The sequence below is a fragment of the Micromonospora sp. SL4-19 genome, from assembly GCF_047921475.1.
In the GTDB taxonomy this organism is placed as follows: Bacteria; Actinomycetota; Actinomycetes; order Mycobacteriales; family Micromonosporaceae; genus Micromonospora.
The window spans coordinates 63,973-81,145 of sequence record NZ_JBLROB010000006.1; the positions used below are offsets into that span (position 1 = coordinate 63,973).

A 17,173-nucleotide genomic window follows, 5' to 3' on the forward strand; every position below is an offset into this window, starting at 1 on the left:
GGGTGCGGTCGCGGGCCTCTCCGGTCGAGCTGTCGGGTGCCGCTAGAACTTGGGGGCGTCCGGGGCCTCCAGCAGACCCAGCCGCAGCGCGGTCATCAGCGCCTGGGCACGGTTGGCGGCGCCCAGCTTCTCGTAGAGCTTGGAGATGTGCGTCTTGGCGGTCGACTCGCTGACGAACAGCTGCTTGGCGATGCCGGCGACGCTCATGCCGTCGGCGAGCAGCCGCAGCACCTGGCCCTCCCGCGGAGAGAGCTGCGGGCCGGACGGGGCCAGCCGGCGCTTCATGGCCTCGGCCAGGTCGGCCGCGGTGAACGCGCTGGGGGAGGAGGCGGCGTGCCGGGCGGCGGCCACCACCTCGTCGGCCGGGGCGGTCTTCGGCACGAAGGCGCTCGCCCCCGCCTCCAGGGCACCGAAGAGCTGGTCGTCGCCGGCGTACATGGTGAGCACGACGATGCCCATCGAGGCGCTGGACTTGCGCAGGGCGCGGGTCGCCTCCAGGCCGCTGCCGTCGGGCAGCCGCAGGTCCATGATCACGACGTCCGGCTGGAGCGCGCCGGCCTGGCGTACGCCTTCCGCGGCCGTGGCGGCCTCGCCCACGACCTCGAACTGCCGGTCTCGCTCGAAGGCGTGCCGCAGACCCTTACGGATCAGGTCGTGATCGTCGACAAGGAGAACCTTGGTACGGGTGGCCGGTGTCGGGCTGGTGGTCATCCTCGGGTTACTCCCCTTCTGCTGCTGCGACGCTGCCGCGCACCTTATCGCGCCCGGGGCGAGGAGCCGAGAACCACCGCCACGGTCGTGCCGCTGGGTCGTCGTGGTCTGATCTCCAGCCGGCCCCGGATACGTTCCGCCCTCTCGGCCATGATCGCAAGACCATAGTGCCCGTCGTGGCGCTGGTCAGCGATGCCGTGACCGTCATCCGACACTTCGATCTGCGCGTACGGGGGGTCCACCTCACAGGTGACCCACAGGTTCGACGCCCCGGCGTGCTTGCGCGCGTTGGTGACCGCCTCCTGGGCGATGCGCAGCAGTTCGGCCTCGGTGGCGGCGGGCAGCCGGGCGGTGGACTCGTCCAGGGACAGGTGCACCCGCAGGCCGCCGGACGCGCCGACGGTGCGCGCGTACTCGGCGATCGCGGCGGCCAGGCCGCCGTGCCGGTCCACCTCGCTGCGCAGCTCGAACAGGCTCAGCCGCAGCTCGGTGATCACCCGGGTGACCTCCTGGCGCAGCGTACGCAGCGAGTCGGCGGTCTCCTCGGCGTCGTCGTGGACGGTGGCCAGGGCGTTGTCGATGCCGTACCCGACCATCACCAGCTCCTGGGCGACCCCGTCGTGGATCTCCCGGGCCAGCCGCTGGCGCTCCTCGTTGGTGGCCAGCGACCGCACCTCGTCGAAGAGCAGCGCGGCCTCCAGGCGCAGCGCCGCCGGGCCGGTCAGCGCGGTCACCCGGGAGACCACCGGCGGCGGGTACGCGTGCGCGGTGTCCGCCTCGATGACCACCAGACCCACCGTCCGCACCCCGGCGACCAACGGCACGATCAGCGCGGAGACCTCGCCGGAGTGCTGCGAGCGGGCCTGCGAGCGGGTCGAGGTGTGCGGCTGCTGGCTGGCCCAGGCGTCGGCGATCGCCGAGTCCGCGTCGAGCGTGGTCTCCCAGTCCACCCGGTCCGCGCCGATCTGGGCGAGCACCACCAGCCGACCGCCCCCGCTGGCGGACAGCACCGCGCCCCGGTCGGTCTTCGCCACCACCCGCAGCTCCTCCAGCAGGTGCTCGGAGATGCCGCCCGGGTCGAGGGTGGCGCCGGGCAGTTGGCGGGCGACCGTACGCAGCTGGGTCAGCAGCCGGGTCGCCTCCGCGTACGGCTGGGGCTTGCCCTCGCCGCGCACGCGCATCACCCGCTGCAGCATGCCGGCCGTGTACAGGCCGAGGCCGGCCAGGATCAGCCACTGGGCGCAGACCGCGAGATATCCGAGCTGGCCGAGCTGCCGCCCGTCGCCGGCGTCGGTGAGGGCCGCGCTGACCAGCAGGGTGGCCGCGGCCACGGCGAGCAGCGCCGCGCCCTCCCGGAACCGGCGGCGCAGCGCCGTCACGGTGACCGGCACGGCGAGGTACGGCAGCACCGCCGAGGCGCCCAGCCCGTCGGTCACCGCGGTCAGGTGGGTGTCGGCGGCGACCTTGCTGGCGGCCAGGCCGAGGACCACCACCTCGGCGAAGCGGCTGAGCGGCCCGAGCAGCCGGTGCTGCGGGGCCAGCACGGCGGGCAGCCCGGCGACGCCGAGCACGGCGATCCACCAGAGCTCGGTCACGTCGCCGGTGGCGAACAGGGTCAGGGCGGCGACCAGCGCCAGAAGAACCAGGCGCGCGGCAGCGGCGAGGAACTGCGTCTGTGGTTGGCCGGGGGTCGAGGTGGGCACGTGACGGATCGTAGTCAGCGACGGTAGATATCCGCGATCTCCGCGGCGTACGTCTTCTGCACGACCTGCCGCTTGACCTTGAGCGATGGGGTCAGCTCGCCGGTGGCCTCGGTGAAGTCCTGCGGCAGGATCCGGAACACCTTGATCGCCTCGGCCCGGGAGACCGACTGGTTGGCCAGGTCGATCGCGCCCTGGACCTCGGCCCGCAGCGCCTCGTCGTCGCGCAGCTCGGCGACGCCGGTGGTCTCCGGCCGGCCGTGCGCGGCCAGCCACTTCGGCAGCGCCTCCTCGTCGATGGTGACCAGCGCCGCGATGAACGGCTGCCGGTCGCCGACCACCAGGCACTGGCTGACCAGTGGGTGAGCCCGGACCTGGTCCTCCAGCAGCGCCGGGGCGACGTTCTTGCCGCCCGCGGTCACGATGATCTCCTTCTTGCGGCCGGTGATGCGCAGGTAGCCGTCCTCGTCGAGCTGGCCCAGGTCGCCGGTGCGGAACCAGCCGTCCGGGGCGAGCACCTCGGCGGTGGCCGCCTCGTTGTGCCAGTAGCCCTGGAAGATCAGCTCGCCGGAGATCAGGATCTCGCCGTCGTCGTCGATCCGGATGGTGACGCCGGGCAGCGGGCGGCCCACGGTGCCGATCCTGATGGCGGTGGGCAGGTTCGCGGCGGCGGCCGGGGAGGTCTCGGTCAGGCCGTAACCCTCGTAGATGGTCACCCCCACGCCCCGGAAGAAGTGCCCGAGCCGAGCGCCGAGCGGGGCGCCGCCGGAGATCGCGTCGCGGCACCGGCCACCCATCGCCGCCCGCAGCCTGCCGTAGACCAGCTTGTCGAAGACCGCGTGCTGGGCGCGCAGCGCCAGGCCCGGGCCGGCAGTGGTCTCCAGCGCCTCGCTGTAGGCGATCGCGACCTTCTCGGCCCGGTCGAAGATCCGGCCCTTCCCCTCGGCCTCGGCCTTCTGCCGCGCACCGTTGTAGACCTTCTCGAAGACGCGGGGCACGGAGAGCACGAACGTCGGCTTGAACTCCTGGAGCTCGGCGACCAGGTTCTTGGTGTCCGAGCAGGGCGCCATGGTGGCCCGGGCCTGCACCACGCCGATCTGGATGAGCCGGGCGAAGGCGTGCGCGAGCGGCAGGAACAGCACGGTGGAGGCACCCTGCCGGAACAGGTTCGGCAGCACCGGCACCGCGTTGGCGATGTCGGCGTACATGTTGCGGTGGGTCAGCAGACAGCCCTTGGGGCGGCCGGTGGTGCCGCTGGTGTAGATGATGGTGGCGAGGTCGTCGGCCTTGAGCGCCGAGCGGCGTGCCTCGATCTCGACCTGGTCGACCGACCCGCCGGCCGCGGTCAGCTCGTCCACCGCGCCCGACTCGAGCTGCCAGACGTGGCGCAGCTCGGGCAGCCGATCGTGGACCGCGCCGACCAGGGCGGCGTGCGCGGCGGTCTCCACCACCACGGCGACCGCGCCGGAGTCGGCGAGGATCCAGGCGGCCTGCTCGGCGCTGGAGGTCTCGTAGATCGGTACGGTCACCGCGCCGGCGGCCCAGATGGCGTAGTCGAGCAGGGTCCACTCGTAGCAGGTGCGGCTCATCAGCCCGACCCGGTCACCGGGGGAGATGCCGGCGGCGACCAGGCCGCGGGCAACCGCGACGACCTCGTCGCGGAACTGCCGGCAGGTCACCTCCGCCCGGGGGCTGCCCTCGCCGCCGATCCGCCGGACGAACTGCACGGCGTCGGGGGCGGCCTCGGCGTTTTCCCAGACCGGGTCGGTCAGGTTGGCCGCGTCGCCGACGGTGACGATCGGCGGAACGGAGAACTCGCGCACCTGAACTCCCTCGTGCTCGCGCCGGCCGGGTCCGGCTCTGTCGAAACCTACCCGCCCGCTCCGCTGAATGAGGTGGGGAGGTTGCCCACCCGGCTGGTGGGACGCGTCGCCGACGGGTCCCCGTGAACGCCCCGGGGTGGAGCGGCGCGCGCGAGCCCGCCGCCGGGTAGCCTCCCCCCATGGCGGACTCCTCCACCCAGTCGATCATCGTCGGCGCGCCACCGGACCGGGTGGCGTCGATCATCTGCGACTTCCCCAGCTACCCGGAGTGGGCCGAGGCGGTCCGGCGGGCGGAGGTGATCGAGGAGTACGAGGACGGCTACGCCAGCCAGGTCCGGTTCACCATCGACGCCGGCGTGATGGCCGACGAGTACGTGCTGGCCTACGAGTACGCCGCGGACATCTCCCGGATCGAGTGGCACCTGGTGGCGCCCTCGAAGATGCAGAGGTCGCAGCGGGGCTCGTACGACCTGGTCGGGAACGCGGACGGAACCACCACGGTGACCTACACCCTCGAGGTGGAGCTCTCCGTGGGCATGCTCGGCATGTTTCGCCGCAAGGCCGAGAAAATGATCATGGACGCCGCGTTGAAGCAGCTCAAGCTCCGGGTAGAAGCACCCGGTGCGGCCCACTGACCCGACCGGCGATCCGGTCGCCACGGGAGAGGAGCCGACCCATGGGCACCACTGATCCGGGTTCGGCCCGGGAAGAGGCCGAGCGCCTCGTCGCCATGCTGCTGGCCACCGGCCGGCTGGCCGCCGCCGCGCCCGGAGCGGGGCCCTGGGGTCCGCTCGGTGGGATCCTCGCGGGTGTCCTAGGTCACACCCCGGGCGACTCCAGCGACCCGACCTCGGCGGCGTCGGGGGCGACGACGGGCGGCGCGGGTTTCGCCACCGGATCGCCCGAATGCTGTGTCTGCCCGGTCTGCCGGGGCATCGCGGCGTTGCGGGACCCCAGCCCGGAGTTCGCGGAGCGGCTCGCCACCGGTGCCGGTGACCTGGCTGCCGGCGTGGCCAGCCTGCTGCGTGCCTTCGCCCCGGCCGACCCCGCCCCGACCGCCCCCGCCGGGGCGGCGGAGCCCGGCGAACCGGCCGCCGGAACTCCGACGGGAGACCACGTGTGGCGCGAGGCGACCAGTACCGGGCATGATTCTCAGCCGGTACCCGAGCAGGACGTGTGGTCCGTCGCCACCCGGGGGGAGGAGGCGGCCGGTCCGGGTGCCGTCGTCCCGCCCGCCGATGCCGCCGGACCGGACGGACCGGTGCCGATCCGGCCGCCGGCCGGCCGTCCCGTGGTGCCCGCCTCGCGGGCGCCCGGCGAGGTGGGCGAGAACGCAGCAGGCGACGGGGCCTGACCACCGGACATCCCGGGATCTCACGGCCGGTTCGGCCGATGCCGGGCAGCACAGCAGAGGGGAGTGGCAGCGGTGACGCTGACCATCGGAGTCGACGTCGGTGGCACGAAGGTGGCCGGCGGTGTCGTCGACGACACCGGCAGGGTTCTCGCGCAGGCCCGACGGAACACTCCCGCGGACGACGTGGCCAAGACCCGGGACGTGATCATCGAGGTGGTCGCCGAGCTGGCCGTCGGCCGGACCGTCGCGGCGGTCGGGATCGGCGCGGCCGGCTGGATCGACGCCACCCGCTCCACCGTGCTCTTCGCCCCCAACCTCGCCTGGCGGGACGAGCCGCTCCGCGACTACGTCAGCGCCGCCACCGGCCTGCCGGTGACCGTGGAGAACGACGCGAACGTGGCCGCGTGGGCGGAGTTCCGCTACGGCGCGGGTCGGGACGCCGACGACTCGATGGTCATGTTCACCATCGGCACCGGCGTCGGGGGCGGCATCGTGCTCGGCGGCGAGCTGGTCCGTGGGGCCAACGGCATCGCGGCCGAGCTCGGGCACATGCTCACCGTGCCGGACGGCCACCAGTGCGGCTGCGGCCGGCTGGGCTGCATCGAGCAGTACGCCAGCGGCAGCGCCCTGGTCCGCTTCGCCCGTGCCGCCGCCCGCCAGGAGCCGCACCGGGCCACCGCCCTGCTGGAGCTGGCCGGCGGCGAGGCCGAAGCGATCACCGGGCTGATGGTGACCGCCGCCGCGCAGGGCGGCGACCCGGTCTCCGCCGAGGCGTTCGCCCAGGTCGGCCGCTGGCTCGGCACCAGTCTCGCGGACATGGCGCAGATCCTCGACCCGCAGGTGCTGGTCGTCGGTGGCGGCGTGGTGGAGGCGGGCGACCTGCTGCTCGGCCCGACCCGCCGGTCGTTCATCGACGCTCTGGCCCAGCGCAGCCGCCTTCCCGTCGCCGAGGTACGCCCGGCCGAACTGGGCAACACCGCCGGCGTCATCGGCGCCGCCGACCTCGCCCGACGGATCTGAGGTGCCCGCGCCTGGCGTGCCGCTGCGGGTGGTGTCGTACAACATCCACAGCCGGCGGGACGACACCACCGCCCTGGCCGAGGTGGTCCGGGAGGCCGCCCCGGATGTGGTGATCGTCCAGGAGGGGCCGCGGCGGTTCCGGTGGCGGCAGAAGTGCGCCGCGCTGGCCGACTCGTTCGGGCTGGTGGTGGCGGCCGGCGGCCTGCCCGCCCTGGGCAACCTGCTGCTGACCAGCCTGCGGGTGCGGGTGCTCGGCACCCGGTGCCAGCGCTACCCGCTGACGCCGGGGCGGCACCTGCGCGGCGCCGCGTACGCCGAGTGCCTGGTGGGTGGCAGCCGGTTCCTGCTGGCCGGCACCCACCTGTCCACCGACCCGGCGGGGCGCCCGGCCCAGGCGGCAGCGTTCCGGCGAGAGCTGGCCGCCGCGGCGCTGCCGGTGATCGCCGGCGCCGACCTCAACGAGGGGCCGGACGGGCCGGCGTGGCGGACGGTCGCCGAGGGGCTGACCGACGCCGCGGTCGCCGCGGACCGGGCGGACCGGCACACCTTCCCGTGCGCCAACCCGCACCGCCGCATCGACGCCCTCTTCGTCGACCCGCGCATCACCGTCGTCGACTACGACGTGGTCGACACCCCGCGGACCCGCCGCGCCAGCGACCACTTCCCCATCCTCGTCGACCTGCTGCTGCCCGCCGCCGGCTGAACCACCGGCCCGGCGCGCCGCCGGCAGGGCTGGACAACGGCGGGCATTGTCGGCAGGATTTCGCACCGACCCGGCACACGTGCCGCACAAAGGAGATTTCCCCGGTGTCCTCCTCCACCGACCTCGGCCGTCCCGGTCCGGATCCGGCGGTCGCCCCGACCGGAGACGGCCGCCCGGTCTCCGACCGTGGCGACACCGTCTGCGTCATCGGCGCCGGGGCCAGCGGCCTCACCGCCGTGAAGAACCTGCGCGAGCAGGGCTTCGGCGTCGACTGCTACGAGCGGGAGACCGGCGTCGGCGGGGCGTGGAACTGGCGGCACGACCGCAGCCCGGTGTACGCCAGCACCCACCTCATCTCGTCGCGGCCGTTCACCCAGTTCCCCGACTTCCCGATGCCGGACGACTGGCCGGACTACCCGCACCACGCCCAGCTGCTGTCCTACTTCGAGCGCTACGCCGACCACTTCGACCTGCGCCAGCACATCTGGTTCGGCACCGAGGTGGTCCGGGTGGAGCCGGTCGAGGGGGACCGGTGGGACGTGACCACCCGCAGCACCGGCGGATACGGCCCGGAGCGCACCTCCCGCTACGCGGCGGTGGTGCTCGCCAACGGTCACAACTGGTCGCCGAAGCTGCCCCGCTATGAGGGGCTGGAGGAGTTCCGCGGCGAGGTCATGCACGCCTCGTCCTACAAGGACCCGGCCCAGTTGCGCGGCAAGCGGGTGCTGGTGGTCGGTGCCGGGAACACCGGCTGCGACATCGCGGTCGAGGCCGCCCAGCAGGCGTCCCGCTGCTGGCACTCCAGCCGCCGCGGCTACTGGTACGCCCCGAAGTACGTCTTCGGCCGCCCCGCCGACCAGGTCAACGACACGCTGCTCGCGCTGCGGGTGCCGCTGCGGCTCCGGCAGTGGCTATACCACTGGACGCTGCGACTGACCGTCGGCGACCTGACCCGGTTCGGCCTGCCGAAGCCGGACCACCGGGTCTACGAGACCCACCCGATCGCCAACAGTCAGCTCGTCTACCACGTCGGCCACGGGCAGATCACCCCGGTGCCGGACGTGGCCCGGTTCCACGACCGGACGGTGGAGCTGACCGACGGGCGGGAGATCGACCCGGAGCTGGTCGTCTTCGCCACCGGCTACCTGCCGCGCTTCGAGTTCCTCGAGGGGCGGGTCCTCGGCGACGCCGACGGCTCGGGCCGCCCCCGCCTCTGGCTGAACGCCTTCACCGCCGGCCACCCCACCCTGGCCGTGGTCGGCCTGGTGCAGCCGGACGGTGGTGTCTTCACCATCTCGCACTGGCAGAGCGTGCTCTTCGCCCGGTTGCTCGCGCTGCGCGCCACCCGGCCGGACCGGGCCGCCGCGTTCGGCCGCAAGGTGACCGCCGGCCTCGGCGAGCGGTACTCGGGGAAGGTCAAGGACAGCACCCGGCACTGGTTCGAGGTCGGACACGCCGACTACCTGCGCGCGCTCCAGCGCGCCCTGTACGAGCTGGAGGGCAAGTGAGCGCGAGGAACGAGCATTCCTGGGCGGCTCGCGTGGGACGCGGTCGCGCAGGAATGCGAGCAGCAGCGCAGCGGAGTCCCGCAGTCGCGAACGAAAGGCGGGCACGGTGACCGCGGAGCGGGTGCGCATCGTCCGGTCGTGGGAGTGGGCCCGCCCGGAGCGCCCGGCCCGCCGCGAGGTGCTCGCCGCGGTGCCCGAGCTGGAGGAGGCGAAACCGCCGTTGCTCTTCGTACCCGGGTTCGGGCACGGGGCGTGGGCGTTCGCCGAACACTGGCTGGGGCATGTGGCTTCCCGCGGCTTTCCGGCGTACGCGTTGAGCCTGCGCGGGCACGGAGCCAGCGCCCCGGCGCCGGAGGCGACGCTGCGGTCGTACGCCCATGACGTGGCCCAGGTGGCGGCGGGCCTGCCGCGGCAGGCGGTGCTGGTGGGCCACGGCGCCGGCGCTCGGGTGCTCGCGCACGCCCTGGCCCGCTACCCGGCCAGGGCGGCGGTGCTGGTGGCGCCGGTGCTCGGCGGCTGGGGGACGTTCGGCACCGCGCTGCGGCGCAACCCCGCCGGCACCCTGCCGGCGGTCTTCGGTGGTCGCCTGCGGCTCAGCCGTCGCCAGTTGTTCAGCCGGGAGCTGCCCGACGGCGACGCCCGCCGGTACGTCTCCCAGCTGGGCCGGGCTGGCCGGCGGGCGCAGTGGCAGCTGCTCACCGGCCGGCAGCCGGAGCCGGCGGTGGGGCGCCCGCCGGTGCTGGTGCTGGGCAGCCCGGACGACCGGGTGGTGTCGTCGGCCGCGCTGACCCGGGCCGCCCGCCGGTACGCCTCGGCCCCGCTGCTCTTCCCCGGCATGGGGCACGACCTGATGCTCGACGCCCGCTGGCGGGAGCCGATCGACGCGATCCTGGACTGGCTGGAGAAGGATCCGGCGCCGACGCCGCACTGACCGTCGGAGCCGGTCGCCGGATCAGTCGGTGCCGGCGAGCCGGTGCAGCTGCGACCCGCTCTCGCCCAGGGCGCTGAGGTACGAGCGCGCCCAGGCGTGGATGTCGTTGCGGTGCAGGTGCTCCCGCATCCCCCGCATCCGGGCGGAGACGTCCTCGGGCGTGGCCCGCAGCGCCGCGAGCAGCCCCTGCTTGAGCCCGTCCAGATCGTGCGGGTTGACCAGGTACGCCTGCTCCAGTTCCGCGGCGGCGCCGGCGAACTCGCTGAGCAGCAGCGCTCCGGTGTCGTCCACCCGGGCGGCGACGTACTCCTTGGCGACGAGGTTCATCCCGTCCCGCAGCGGGGTCACCGCCATCACGTCGGCGACCCGGTAGAGGGCGACCAGCTCGGTCCGGTCGAACGGCTGGCTGAGGTAGTGGATCGCCGGCTCGCCGACCCGGCCGAACTCGCCGTTGATCCGGCCGACCTGGTGTGCCACCCGGTCGCGGAGGATCCGGTACTGCGCGACACGGTCCCGGCTGGGCACCGCGACCTGGATCAGCACGGTGTCGCGGACCTTGACGTCCCCGCTGGCCAGCAGCTCGCGGTACGCCTGGAGGCGCTGCTCGATGCCCTTGGTGTAGTCCATGCGGTCGACGCTGAGGATGACCCGCTCGGGGCCGCCGAGGTCCTGGCGCAGCCGGCCGGCACGGTCGGCGACCTCGGGCCGGGCCGCGAGCGCGGCCATCTCGGCGGTGTCGATGGAGACGGGAAAGGCACCGACCCGGACCACCCGGTCGCCGACGCCGATCCGCCGGTCGGTGGCCGGCAGGTCGAGCACCTTCGTCACCAGCTGGGCGAAGTTGTGCGCGGCCTGGGCCCGCTGGAAGCCGATCAGGTCGGCGCCGAGCATGCCGCGCAGCAGCTCGACCCGGCGGGGGAGCTGCATGAACAGCTCCGGCGGCGGGAACGGCACGTGCAGGAAGAAGCCGATCCGCAGGTCGGGGCGGAGTTCCCGGAGCAGCCCCGGGAGCAGTTGGAGGTGGTAGTCCTGCACCCAGACCAGGCCGCCCGGCTCGGTCACCTCGGCGGCGGCCGCGGCGAAGCGCTGGTTGACCCGTCGGTACGCCTCCCACCAGCGACGGTGGTATTCGGGCTGCTCGACCGCATCGTGGTAGAGCGGCCAGAGGGTCGCGTTGGCGAAGCCCTCGTAGTGATCGCGGAGGTCGTCGCCGCTGAGCGACACGGTGTGCATCCGGATGCCGTCCACGTCGGGTAGCTGCGGCGCGGGGCCGGTGCCCCCGGCCCAGCCGACCCAGGTGACCGGGGTGTGCCGGAGCAGCGGGTGCAGGGCGTTCACCAGGCCGCCGGGGGAGCGGCGCCACTCGAAGGCGCCGTCCGGCGCCACACTGTCGTCGACGGGAAGGCGGTTGGCCACCACCACGAGGGGACTCTGTCGCATCTCGGGCATTCCGATCAGCAGAGGACCGACCACCGAAGTGACGGACAACCCGGGCAGCCGGTGCGGGACGTGACGTACGGCCGTATTCCTACTGACAGTAAGTTACACCACTGTTACGCGGTCGGGCCGCGCGGGCACCGTCCCGGCATCCGAGCGGCGGGGCGGCGCGGGTCAGACGACCGCGCCGTCGTCCGGGTCGTCCTCGTCGGCGTCGCCGGGTCGCAGGCGCCAGATCAGCATCACGAAGCCGGCCAGGATGCCGGTGAAGCCGAGCAGCGTCACCACCGACGGGTCGGTGATCGGCAGCACGGTGGGGGAGAGGAAGAGCACGAACCCGACCACGATGCAGAGCACGCCGATCACCGCGTACTTCGAGAAGCGCGGCAGCGGGGGCGGCGGTGGCGGGGTGTAGTGATCCTCGTCGTCGTCCGGCAGGTCGGCGCCGAAGGTGTCCAGCCCGTCCAGCAGCGAGGGCTCGTCGTGCCGGTCGCGCGGGCTCACCGAGATCCCGGACACGTCCGCCGCGTACGGCAGGCGCCGGACGTCGGTGGCGGTCGGGCCGCCGGTCTCCTCCGTGCGGCCGCCCGCGCTCCCCGGCGGACCGGGCGGGTCGACCGGGTCGTCGACGTCCTCGGCGGCCGGCCACGGGTGGCTCCCGGCGGTCGGCGTGGTGTGGAAGCCGGCGATGATCTTCGCGAACTCGGCCTCGACGTCCGGCTCGTTGCGGGCCGGCTCGCGGCCGCCCTCGTCGGTGAGCTGGGTGAGGTAGTCCCGGGCGGTGGTCAGGTGCGAGCGGTCGACGTAGAGCCGGTCGATCGGCCGGGACGGGACGGTGGTGGTGCGGGTGACCGGGTTCAGGTCGGCCGAGGGCTGGAGGTATGCGGCGATCCCGCCGGCGGCGAGCACGTCGAGCAGGTGTTCGCCGACGCGCGGATCGACGTCGCCCGCGACCGCGTATTCCGCCGCGTCGAGCCCGTTGTCCCGCCGCCCCCGGCGGGGCCCACCCGCTGACACCGGACACCCTCCTTGCCGCACCCACCGGTGCGTGTTGATCCGGCGCCCCGCACGCCGTGCCCTGAATCGTGACACGTCGGGACCCGGTTCCGGGAGTGCGTTGTGGCGTGCCGCTCCCGGTTCGTAGGCTCATCCCCGACAGTCCCGGCGCCGGCGGCGCCCCGGGCGCGTCCCGGCGGCCCGCTCCGGGATCCCCGGTGACCGCGGCCGTCGCCGCCCCTGCCTGGAAGGACTCCGGTGCTGTACTGGCTGCTGAAGTACATCATCCTCGGCCCGCCGCTGAGGCTGATCTTCCGCCCGCAGGTCGAAGGGCTCGAGAACGTCCCCGAGGCCGGCCCGGTCATCCTGGCGAGCAACCACCTCTCCTTCTCCGATTCGATCTTCACACCGCTCATCGTCAAGCGAAAAGTCACATTCATCGCCAAAGCGGAGTACTTCACCGGGAAGGGCATCAAGGGCTGGCTGACGAAGATGTTCTTCGTCGGCTCCGGCACCATCCCGGTCGACCGCTCCGGCGGCCGGGCCGCCCGCGCCGCGCTGGACACCCAGCTGAAGGTGCTGCGGGCCGGCGGGATCGCCGGCATCTATCCCGAGGGCACCCGCTCGCCCGACGGCCGGCTCTACCGGGGCAAGACCGGCGTGGCCCGGCTCGCCCTGGAGAGCGGCGCCCCGGTGGTCCCGATGGCGATGCTCAACGCCGACGAGATCCAGCCGCCCGGCCAGGTCATCCCCCACGTCAAGCGGGTGCGGATCCGCTTCGGCGCCCCGCTGGACTTCTCCCGGTACGCGGGGATGGCCGGCGACCGGTTCGTCGAGCGGGCGGTCACCGACGAGATCATGTACGAACTGATGGAGCTCTCCGGCCGCGAGTACGTCGACATGTACGCGCAGCAGGCGAAGGGCCAGCCGAAGGAGCCGGTCCCGGCCTGACGCCGCGCCGAACCCGGGTCGGGCGCGGCTCAGCAGGCAACCGCGGAGCCGGTGTCGGGCACCGGCCGGCGGGCCAGCGCGAGCAGGCCCGGCGCCTCGTTGCGCTGGGCGAAGGCGCGTACCTCGGCCAGCGGCGCGGCGAGCGCGGCCCGGTCCCCGGCCAGGTCCAGCTCGGCGACGGCCAGGGCCAGGGCCAGCATCCGGTCGGTCACGTCCGGGACCCGGGCGTAGATCTCCGCGGACGCCAGGTGCAGCTCTCCGGCGCGACGGTGGTCGCCGTCCGCCGCGGCGACGGCTGCGGTGACCGTCCGCAGCGCCGCGTCCGACCAGGGCGTCCGGTGCCCGAGCCGGTCGAGCATCGCCCGGACCCGCACCGCCGCGTCCCGGCCGGCCACGGTCGCCGCGTACGCCGCCGCGGCGATCCACTCGCCGCTGGCCAGCGCCGGCACCGCCGACCACGAGTCGGCCAGCTCGTCGACCAGCTTCGCCGCCTGGTCCGCCCGCCCCTGCAGCGCTCGGCACAGCGCCGCCATGCCGAGCATCGTCCAGTGTGGCCGGTGGAAGCCGCTGCGGCGGGCGCTGTCCAGCGCGGCGGCCACGTCGTCCCGGTGCCGGGGCGCGGGCTCCTCGGGGGCGCCGTCGCGCTGGTCCGGGGCCGGCCGGGGCGCCGGCGGCACCGGCTGGCCGCGCAGCACCAGCAGGCACGAGCGCAGGCCGCGGACCTGCATGTCCCAGCCGCCGGTGGGGGTGTCCACGAAGGCGTCTGCGGCGGTCAGCAGCCGGGCGAAGTCCCCGTCGAAGTACGCCCGCATCGCCTCGCCGGAGTAGCTGGTGGTCAGCGTCTGCCCGCTGGCCGTACGCGTCGGCGCGGCGGACAACAGCGCGTTCGAGCGCAGCCAGTCGCCCTCCTCACGGACCGCGTAGGCCAGGTTCTGCACCGCCCGCGGCAGCGCCAGCAGCTGCTGCCCCCGGCTCTGCTCCACGATCGCGTGCAGCTCGTCCAGGCCGGCCCGCTCGCCGGCCTGGTAGCGGGCGGTGGCCGCGGTGATCCGGGCGTTGGTGCGGGTCTCCACCAGCCCCAGCCGCTCGCCGATCCCGGCGGCCGTCTCCGCTGCGGCGACCGCCGCGTCCCGCTCGTAGTTGAGCATGTGCAGCCGGCCCAGCTCGGCGTGCGCGTCCGCCTTCTGGGCGCTGTCCGGCAGCGGCTCGAACAGCGCCACCGCCCGGCCCAGGCAGGCCACCGCCGCACCCCGGTCGGCGCGCAGCCAGGCCGCCTGACCGAGCAGCGTCCAGGCCCGCGCGGCGCAGGCGTCGTCGCCGTGCGCGAGCAGCCGGTCGGCGAGCGCGTGCAGCTGCTCCGGCCCGCCCCCGGAAAGGAACGCGTTGCCGTCCCGGTAGAACGAGATCTCGGTGCTCAGCAGCTCCAGCTGCAACCGGCCGACCGGGTCGCTGTCGTCGGCCAGGCCCAGCGCCCGGCCGGCGTGATTGGCCGCGGCGTCCAGCCCGTGCAGGGCGTACGCCCGGCGGGCCGCCCGATGCAGCGCGGCGCGCGCCGGGCCGGCGTACCGGTGGGGGTCCATGCCGAGCGTGCGGGCAATCTCGTGGGCCGCCCACCGGTGGTGGGCGAGCACCTCGGCCAGGTCGGTGTCCCGGCTCTGCGAGAGTGCGTCCAGCCAGCCGGCGGTCCGCTCGTGCCGGGCCACCCGCTCGGTACGCGGCAACCGCTGGTAGCAGACGTCCCGGACCAGCACATGCCGGAACCGGAACTCCGACTGCCCGGCCATCGTGGACGCCGCCTGCTCGTGCACGAAGTCGCGCTGCTCCAGCCGGCGCAGCGCCCGCTCCACCGACTCGACCGACTGGCCCAGCGCGGCGGCCACCGCGCCCGGCCAGAACTGCACGCCGACCACCGACGCGGCCAGCAGCACCGCCCGGTCCTTCGCGTCGAGCAGGTCGATCCGGTTGGCGATGACCGCGTGCACGCTCTCCGGCATGGGCAGGTCGAGGTGCTTCTCCAGCGACCAGCCGCGCCCCGACTGGCGCAGCGCGCCCTGCTCGATGAGCATCCGGACGTATTCGTGGGCGTAGAGCGGGTTGCCGCCGGCCACCTCCACCAGCGGGCTGAGCATGTCGGCGGAGAACGCCGCCTGGCCGAACATGTGCGCGTAGAGCGAGGCGATGCCGGTGTCCCGCAACGGGGGCAGGGTGATGGTGACCGAACCGGTGATGGTCCCCGCCCAGGTCGGGTCCCGGTCGACCAGCTCGGGCCGGGAGGTGCACAGCAGCAGCAGCGGTACGTCCCGGGCGGCCGCGCCGAGCAGCTCGACGAAGCGCAGCATCGCGTCGTCGGCCCAGTGCAGGTCCTCGAAGACCAGCACGGTGGGGCGCCGGGCGGCGAGGGCCAGCAGGAAGCGTCGCCACGCCGACTCGGCCTCCTCGGCGGGCAGCGGGGGGCCGGCCAGCCCGACCAACGGCCGCAGCGCGTCGACGATCCGGTCCCGCTCGGCCGGGCCGACCAGTTCGGTGACCGCCGCGGTGAGTCGCTGCGCCGCGGCCGAGGCCGGGTCGGTGTCGAGGATGCCGGCCTCGGTCTTCACGATGTCGGCGAGCGCGGCGAAGGTGACGTTCTCCCCGAACGGCGGGCACCGCCCGGTACGCCAGCTCAGCGGCTCGTCGACCAGCCGCCCGGCGTGCCGGTAGAGCTCGCGGACCAGCCGGCTCTTGCCGATGCCGGCCCGGCCGAAGACGGTCACCACCTGCGGGAGCCGGTCCCGCAGCGACCGGTGCAGGGCGTTGACCAGCAGGCCCAGCTCGTGCTCGCGGTCGATCAGGGGCGTGGTGTCCGACTCCCGGTCGGTCGGCTGCCGGCGTACCGGGGCCAGGGCCAGCCAGACCTCGGTGGGGGTGGAACGCCCGCGCAGGGTGACCGGCGGCTGCTCCTCGTAGCGGATGGCGTCCTTGGTCAACGCGTGGGTGACGCCGCAGACCAGCACCCCGCCGGGCGGCGACACCGACTGCATCCGGGAGGCGGTGTTGACCACGTCGCCGGCCACGATCGCCTGCCCGCCGTCGCGGGCTGCGGCCACGTCCACCAGCGCCTCGCCGGTCGCCACGCCGACCCGGAAGCGCAGCTCGTCGTGGCCGGTCGGGGCGAACCGGGTCAGCACCCGCTGCAGCTCCAGGCCGGCCCGTACGCAGCGCAGCGCGTCGGTCTCGGTGGCCACCGGCGCGCCGAACAACGCCATCACGGCGTCGCCGATGTACTTCTCGACCACCCCGCCGTACTGCCCGACCACCCGCTTGGCGGCGGAGAAGAAGCCGGTCTGCATGCCGCGGACCTGCTCCGGGTCGGCCCGCTCGACGTACGGGGTGAAGTCGATCAGGTCGACGAAGAGGACGCTGACCCGGCGGCGGTCCTCCTGCGGCGCGGGGACCGCCGGCCTGGCGCCCGCCCTCGGCGTGCCGCACGAGGTGCAGAAGGCCACGTCGGTGGCGAGCGGGCGCAGGCAGTGCGGGCAGACCGCGCCCAGCTCCGCGCCGCAGCCACCGCAAAAGCGGTCGCCGTCGGCGGCGGTACGTCCACAACGCTCACACTGCGCGGAGATGACACCCTCCACTGGTGGATCCTGAGGCCGGTCCCGGCCGGGCACCGGCCCCCGCGGCGTCCACAGTGAGTATCGCCTGCCGCCGAGGGTGTCAGGTACCGGGCTGTTGGCTAGTGGACACTCGCTGGGTCGGTCTTCGGCGCGTTTCGCGGACTACATTCATGCCCGTACGACGACTGTGATCAAGGGGGACACACCATGGTGTTTGTGAGGCTGGAGAGCGACTGGACCGACGGCGACGGCGTCGCCCACTCGGCGGGGGACTCCGTCGACGTGGATGCGGGCACCCTCGCCTCGCTGCAGGCCGAGGGCATCGTCAGCGAGGGCTCCGGTGGCGATGAGACCGCCAACTGGGCGGGCCCGGGCAGCGCCCCCAAGTGGGCCGGACCGGGCAGCGCCGGGATCTGAGCCGGACGACACGACAGGGCCGGGGC

Annotated in this window: 13 protein-coding genes and 1 pseudogene; 8 read left to right on the forward strand and 6 right to left on the reverse strand. The window is 74.0% G+C overall.

All coding sequences use genetic code 11. The annotated features are described in order from the left end of the window. Nucleotides 1-42 precede the first annotated feature (42 nt). The 3 genes and pseudogenes from ACNAVT_RS11155 to ACNAVT_RS11165 form a co-directional block, all read right to left on the reverse strand. A complete protein-coding gene (locus ACNAVT_RS11155) occupies nt 43-711 on the reverse strand; it encodes a response regulator transcription factor (protein WP_007072219.1) in 669 nt (222 codons plus the stop codon). Nucleotides 712-718: 7 nt separating this feature from the next. Further along, nucleotides 719-2,414, reverse strand: a pseudogene (locus tag ACNAVT_RS11160) (GAF domain-containing sensor histidine kinase). 14 nt (nt 2,415-2,428) lie between these two features. Further along, complete coding sequence (locus ACNAVT_RS11165) at nt 2,429-4,234, reverse strand: AMP-dependent synthetase/ligase (protein ID WP_416295302.1); 1,806 nt, start codon at nt 4,232-4,234, stop codon at nt 2,429-2,431. Between the two features lie 179 nt (nt 4,235-4,413). On the opposite strand from ACNAVT_RS11165, the gene ACNAVT_RS11170 reads away from it, so the two are divergent. From ACNAVT_RS11170 to ACNAVT_RS11195, 6 genes are all read left to right on the forward strand, one after another. Continuing rightward, nucleotides 4,414-4,869, forward strand: coding sequence for an SRPBCC family protein (locus tag ACNAVT_RS11170; RefSeq protein WP_416295303.1), 456 nt, complete (start codon nt 4,414-4,416; stop codon nt 4,867-4,869). Nucleotides 4,870-4,910: 41 nt separating this feature from the next. Beyond that, nucleotides 4,911-5,588, forward strand: coding sequence for a hypothetical protein (locus ACNAVT_RS11175; RefSeq protein WP_416295305.1), 678 nt, complete (start codon nt 4,911-4,913; stop codon nt 5,586-5,588). 72 nt (nt 5,589-5,660) lie between these two features. Beyond that, nucleotides 5,661-6,608 carry an ROK family glucokinase gene (locus ACNAVT_RS11180; RefSeq protein ID WP_416295306.1) on the forward strand — a complete coding sequence of 316 codons (948 nt, stop codon included), beginning with the start codon at nt 5,661-5,663 and terminating at the stop codon, nt 6,606-6,608. A gap of 1 nt (nt 6,609) precedes the next feature. Then, nucleotides 6,610-7,311, forward strand: coding sequence for an endonuclease/exonuclease/phosphatase family protein (locus ACNAVT_RS11185; protein ID WP_416295307.1), 702 nt, complete (start codon nt 6,610-6,612; stop codon nt 7,309-7,311). Nucleotides 7,312-7,415: 104 nt separating this feature from the next. Beyond that, nucleotides 7,416-8,819 (forward strand): flavin-containing monooxygenase, encoded by a 1,404-nt coding sequence (locus tag ACNAVT_RS11190; protein WP_416295309.1) that lies wholly within the window; start codon nt 7,416-7,418, stop codon nt 8,817-8,819. Between the two features lie 106 nt (nt 8,820-8,925). Beyond that, nucleotides 8,926-9,750, forward strand: coding sequence for an alpha/beta hydrolase (locus ACNAVT_RS11195; protein ID WP_416295311.1), 825 nt, complete (start codon nt 8,926-8,928; stop codon nt 9,748-9,750). A 21-nt stretch (nt 9,751-9,771) separates the two neighbouring features. Here ACNAVT_RS11195 and ACNAVT_RS11200 read toward each other — a convergent pair whose 3' ends face one another. After that, nucleotides 9,772-11,190, reverse strand: a complete 1,419-nt coding sequence (locus ACNAVT_RS11200) for an alpha,alpha-trehalose-phosphate synthase (UDP-forming) (protein WP_416295313.1) — start codon at nt 11,188-11,190, stop codon at nt 9,772-9,774. A 171-nt stretch (nt 11,191-11,361) separates the two neighbouring features. After that, the gene (locus tag ACNAVT_RS11205) at nt 11,362-12,204 is read right to left on the reverse strand and encodes a DUF308 domain-containing protein (protein WP_416295314.1); all 843 of its coding nucleotides are present in this window, start codon (nt 12,202-12,204) and stop codon (nt 11,362-11,364) included. A 237-nt stretch (nt 12,205-12,441) separates the two neighbouring features. On the opposite strand from ACNAVT_RS11205, the gene ACNAVT_RS11210 reads away from it, so the two are divergent. Further along, the gene (locus ACNAVT_RS11210; RefSeq protein ID WP_416295316.1) at nt 12,442-13,134 is read left to right on the forward strand and encodes a lysophospholipid acyltransferase family protein; all 693 of its coding nucleotides are present in this window, start codon (nt 12,442-12,444) and stop codon (nt 13,132-13,134) included. A gap of 29 nt (nt 13,135-13,163) precedes the next feature. Here ACNAVT_RS11210 and ACNAVT_RS11215 read toward each other — a convergent pair whose 3' ends face one another. Then, complete coding sequence (locus ACNAVT_RS11215) at nt 13,164-16,751, reverse strand: ATP-binding protein (RefSeq protein ID WP_416295317.1); 3,588 nt, start codon at nt 16,749-16,751, stop codon at nt 13,164-13,166. A gap of 186 nt (nt 16,752-16,937) precedes the next feature. On the opposite strand from ACNAVT_RS11215, the gene ACNAVT_RS11220 reads away from it, so the two are divergent. Next, nucleotides 16,938-17,147, forward strand: a complete 210-nt coding sequence (locus tag ACNAVT_RS11220; RefSeq protein ID WP_416295319.1) for a hypothetical protein — start codon at nt 16,938-16,940, stop codon at nt 17,145-17,147. Nucleotides 17,148-17,173 lie beyond the last annotated feature (26 nt).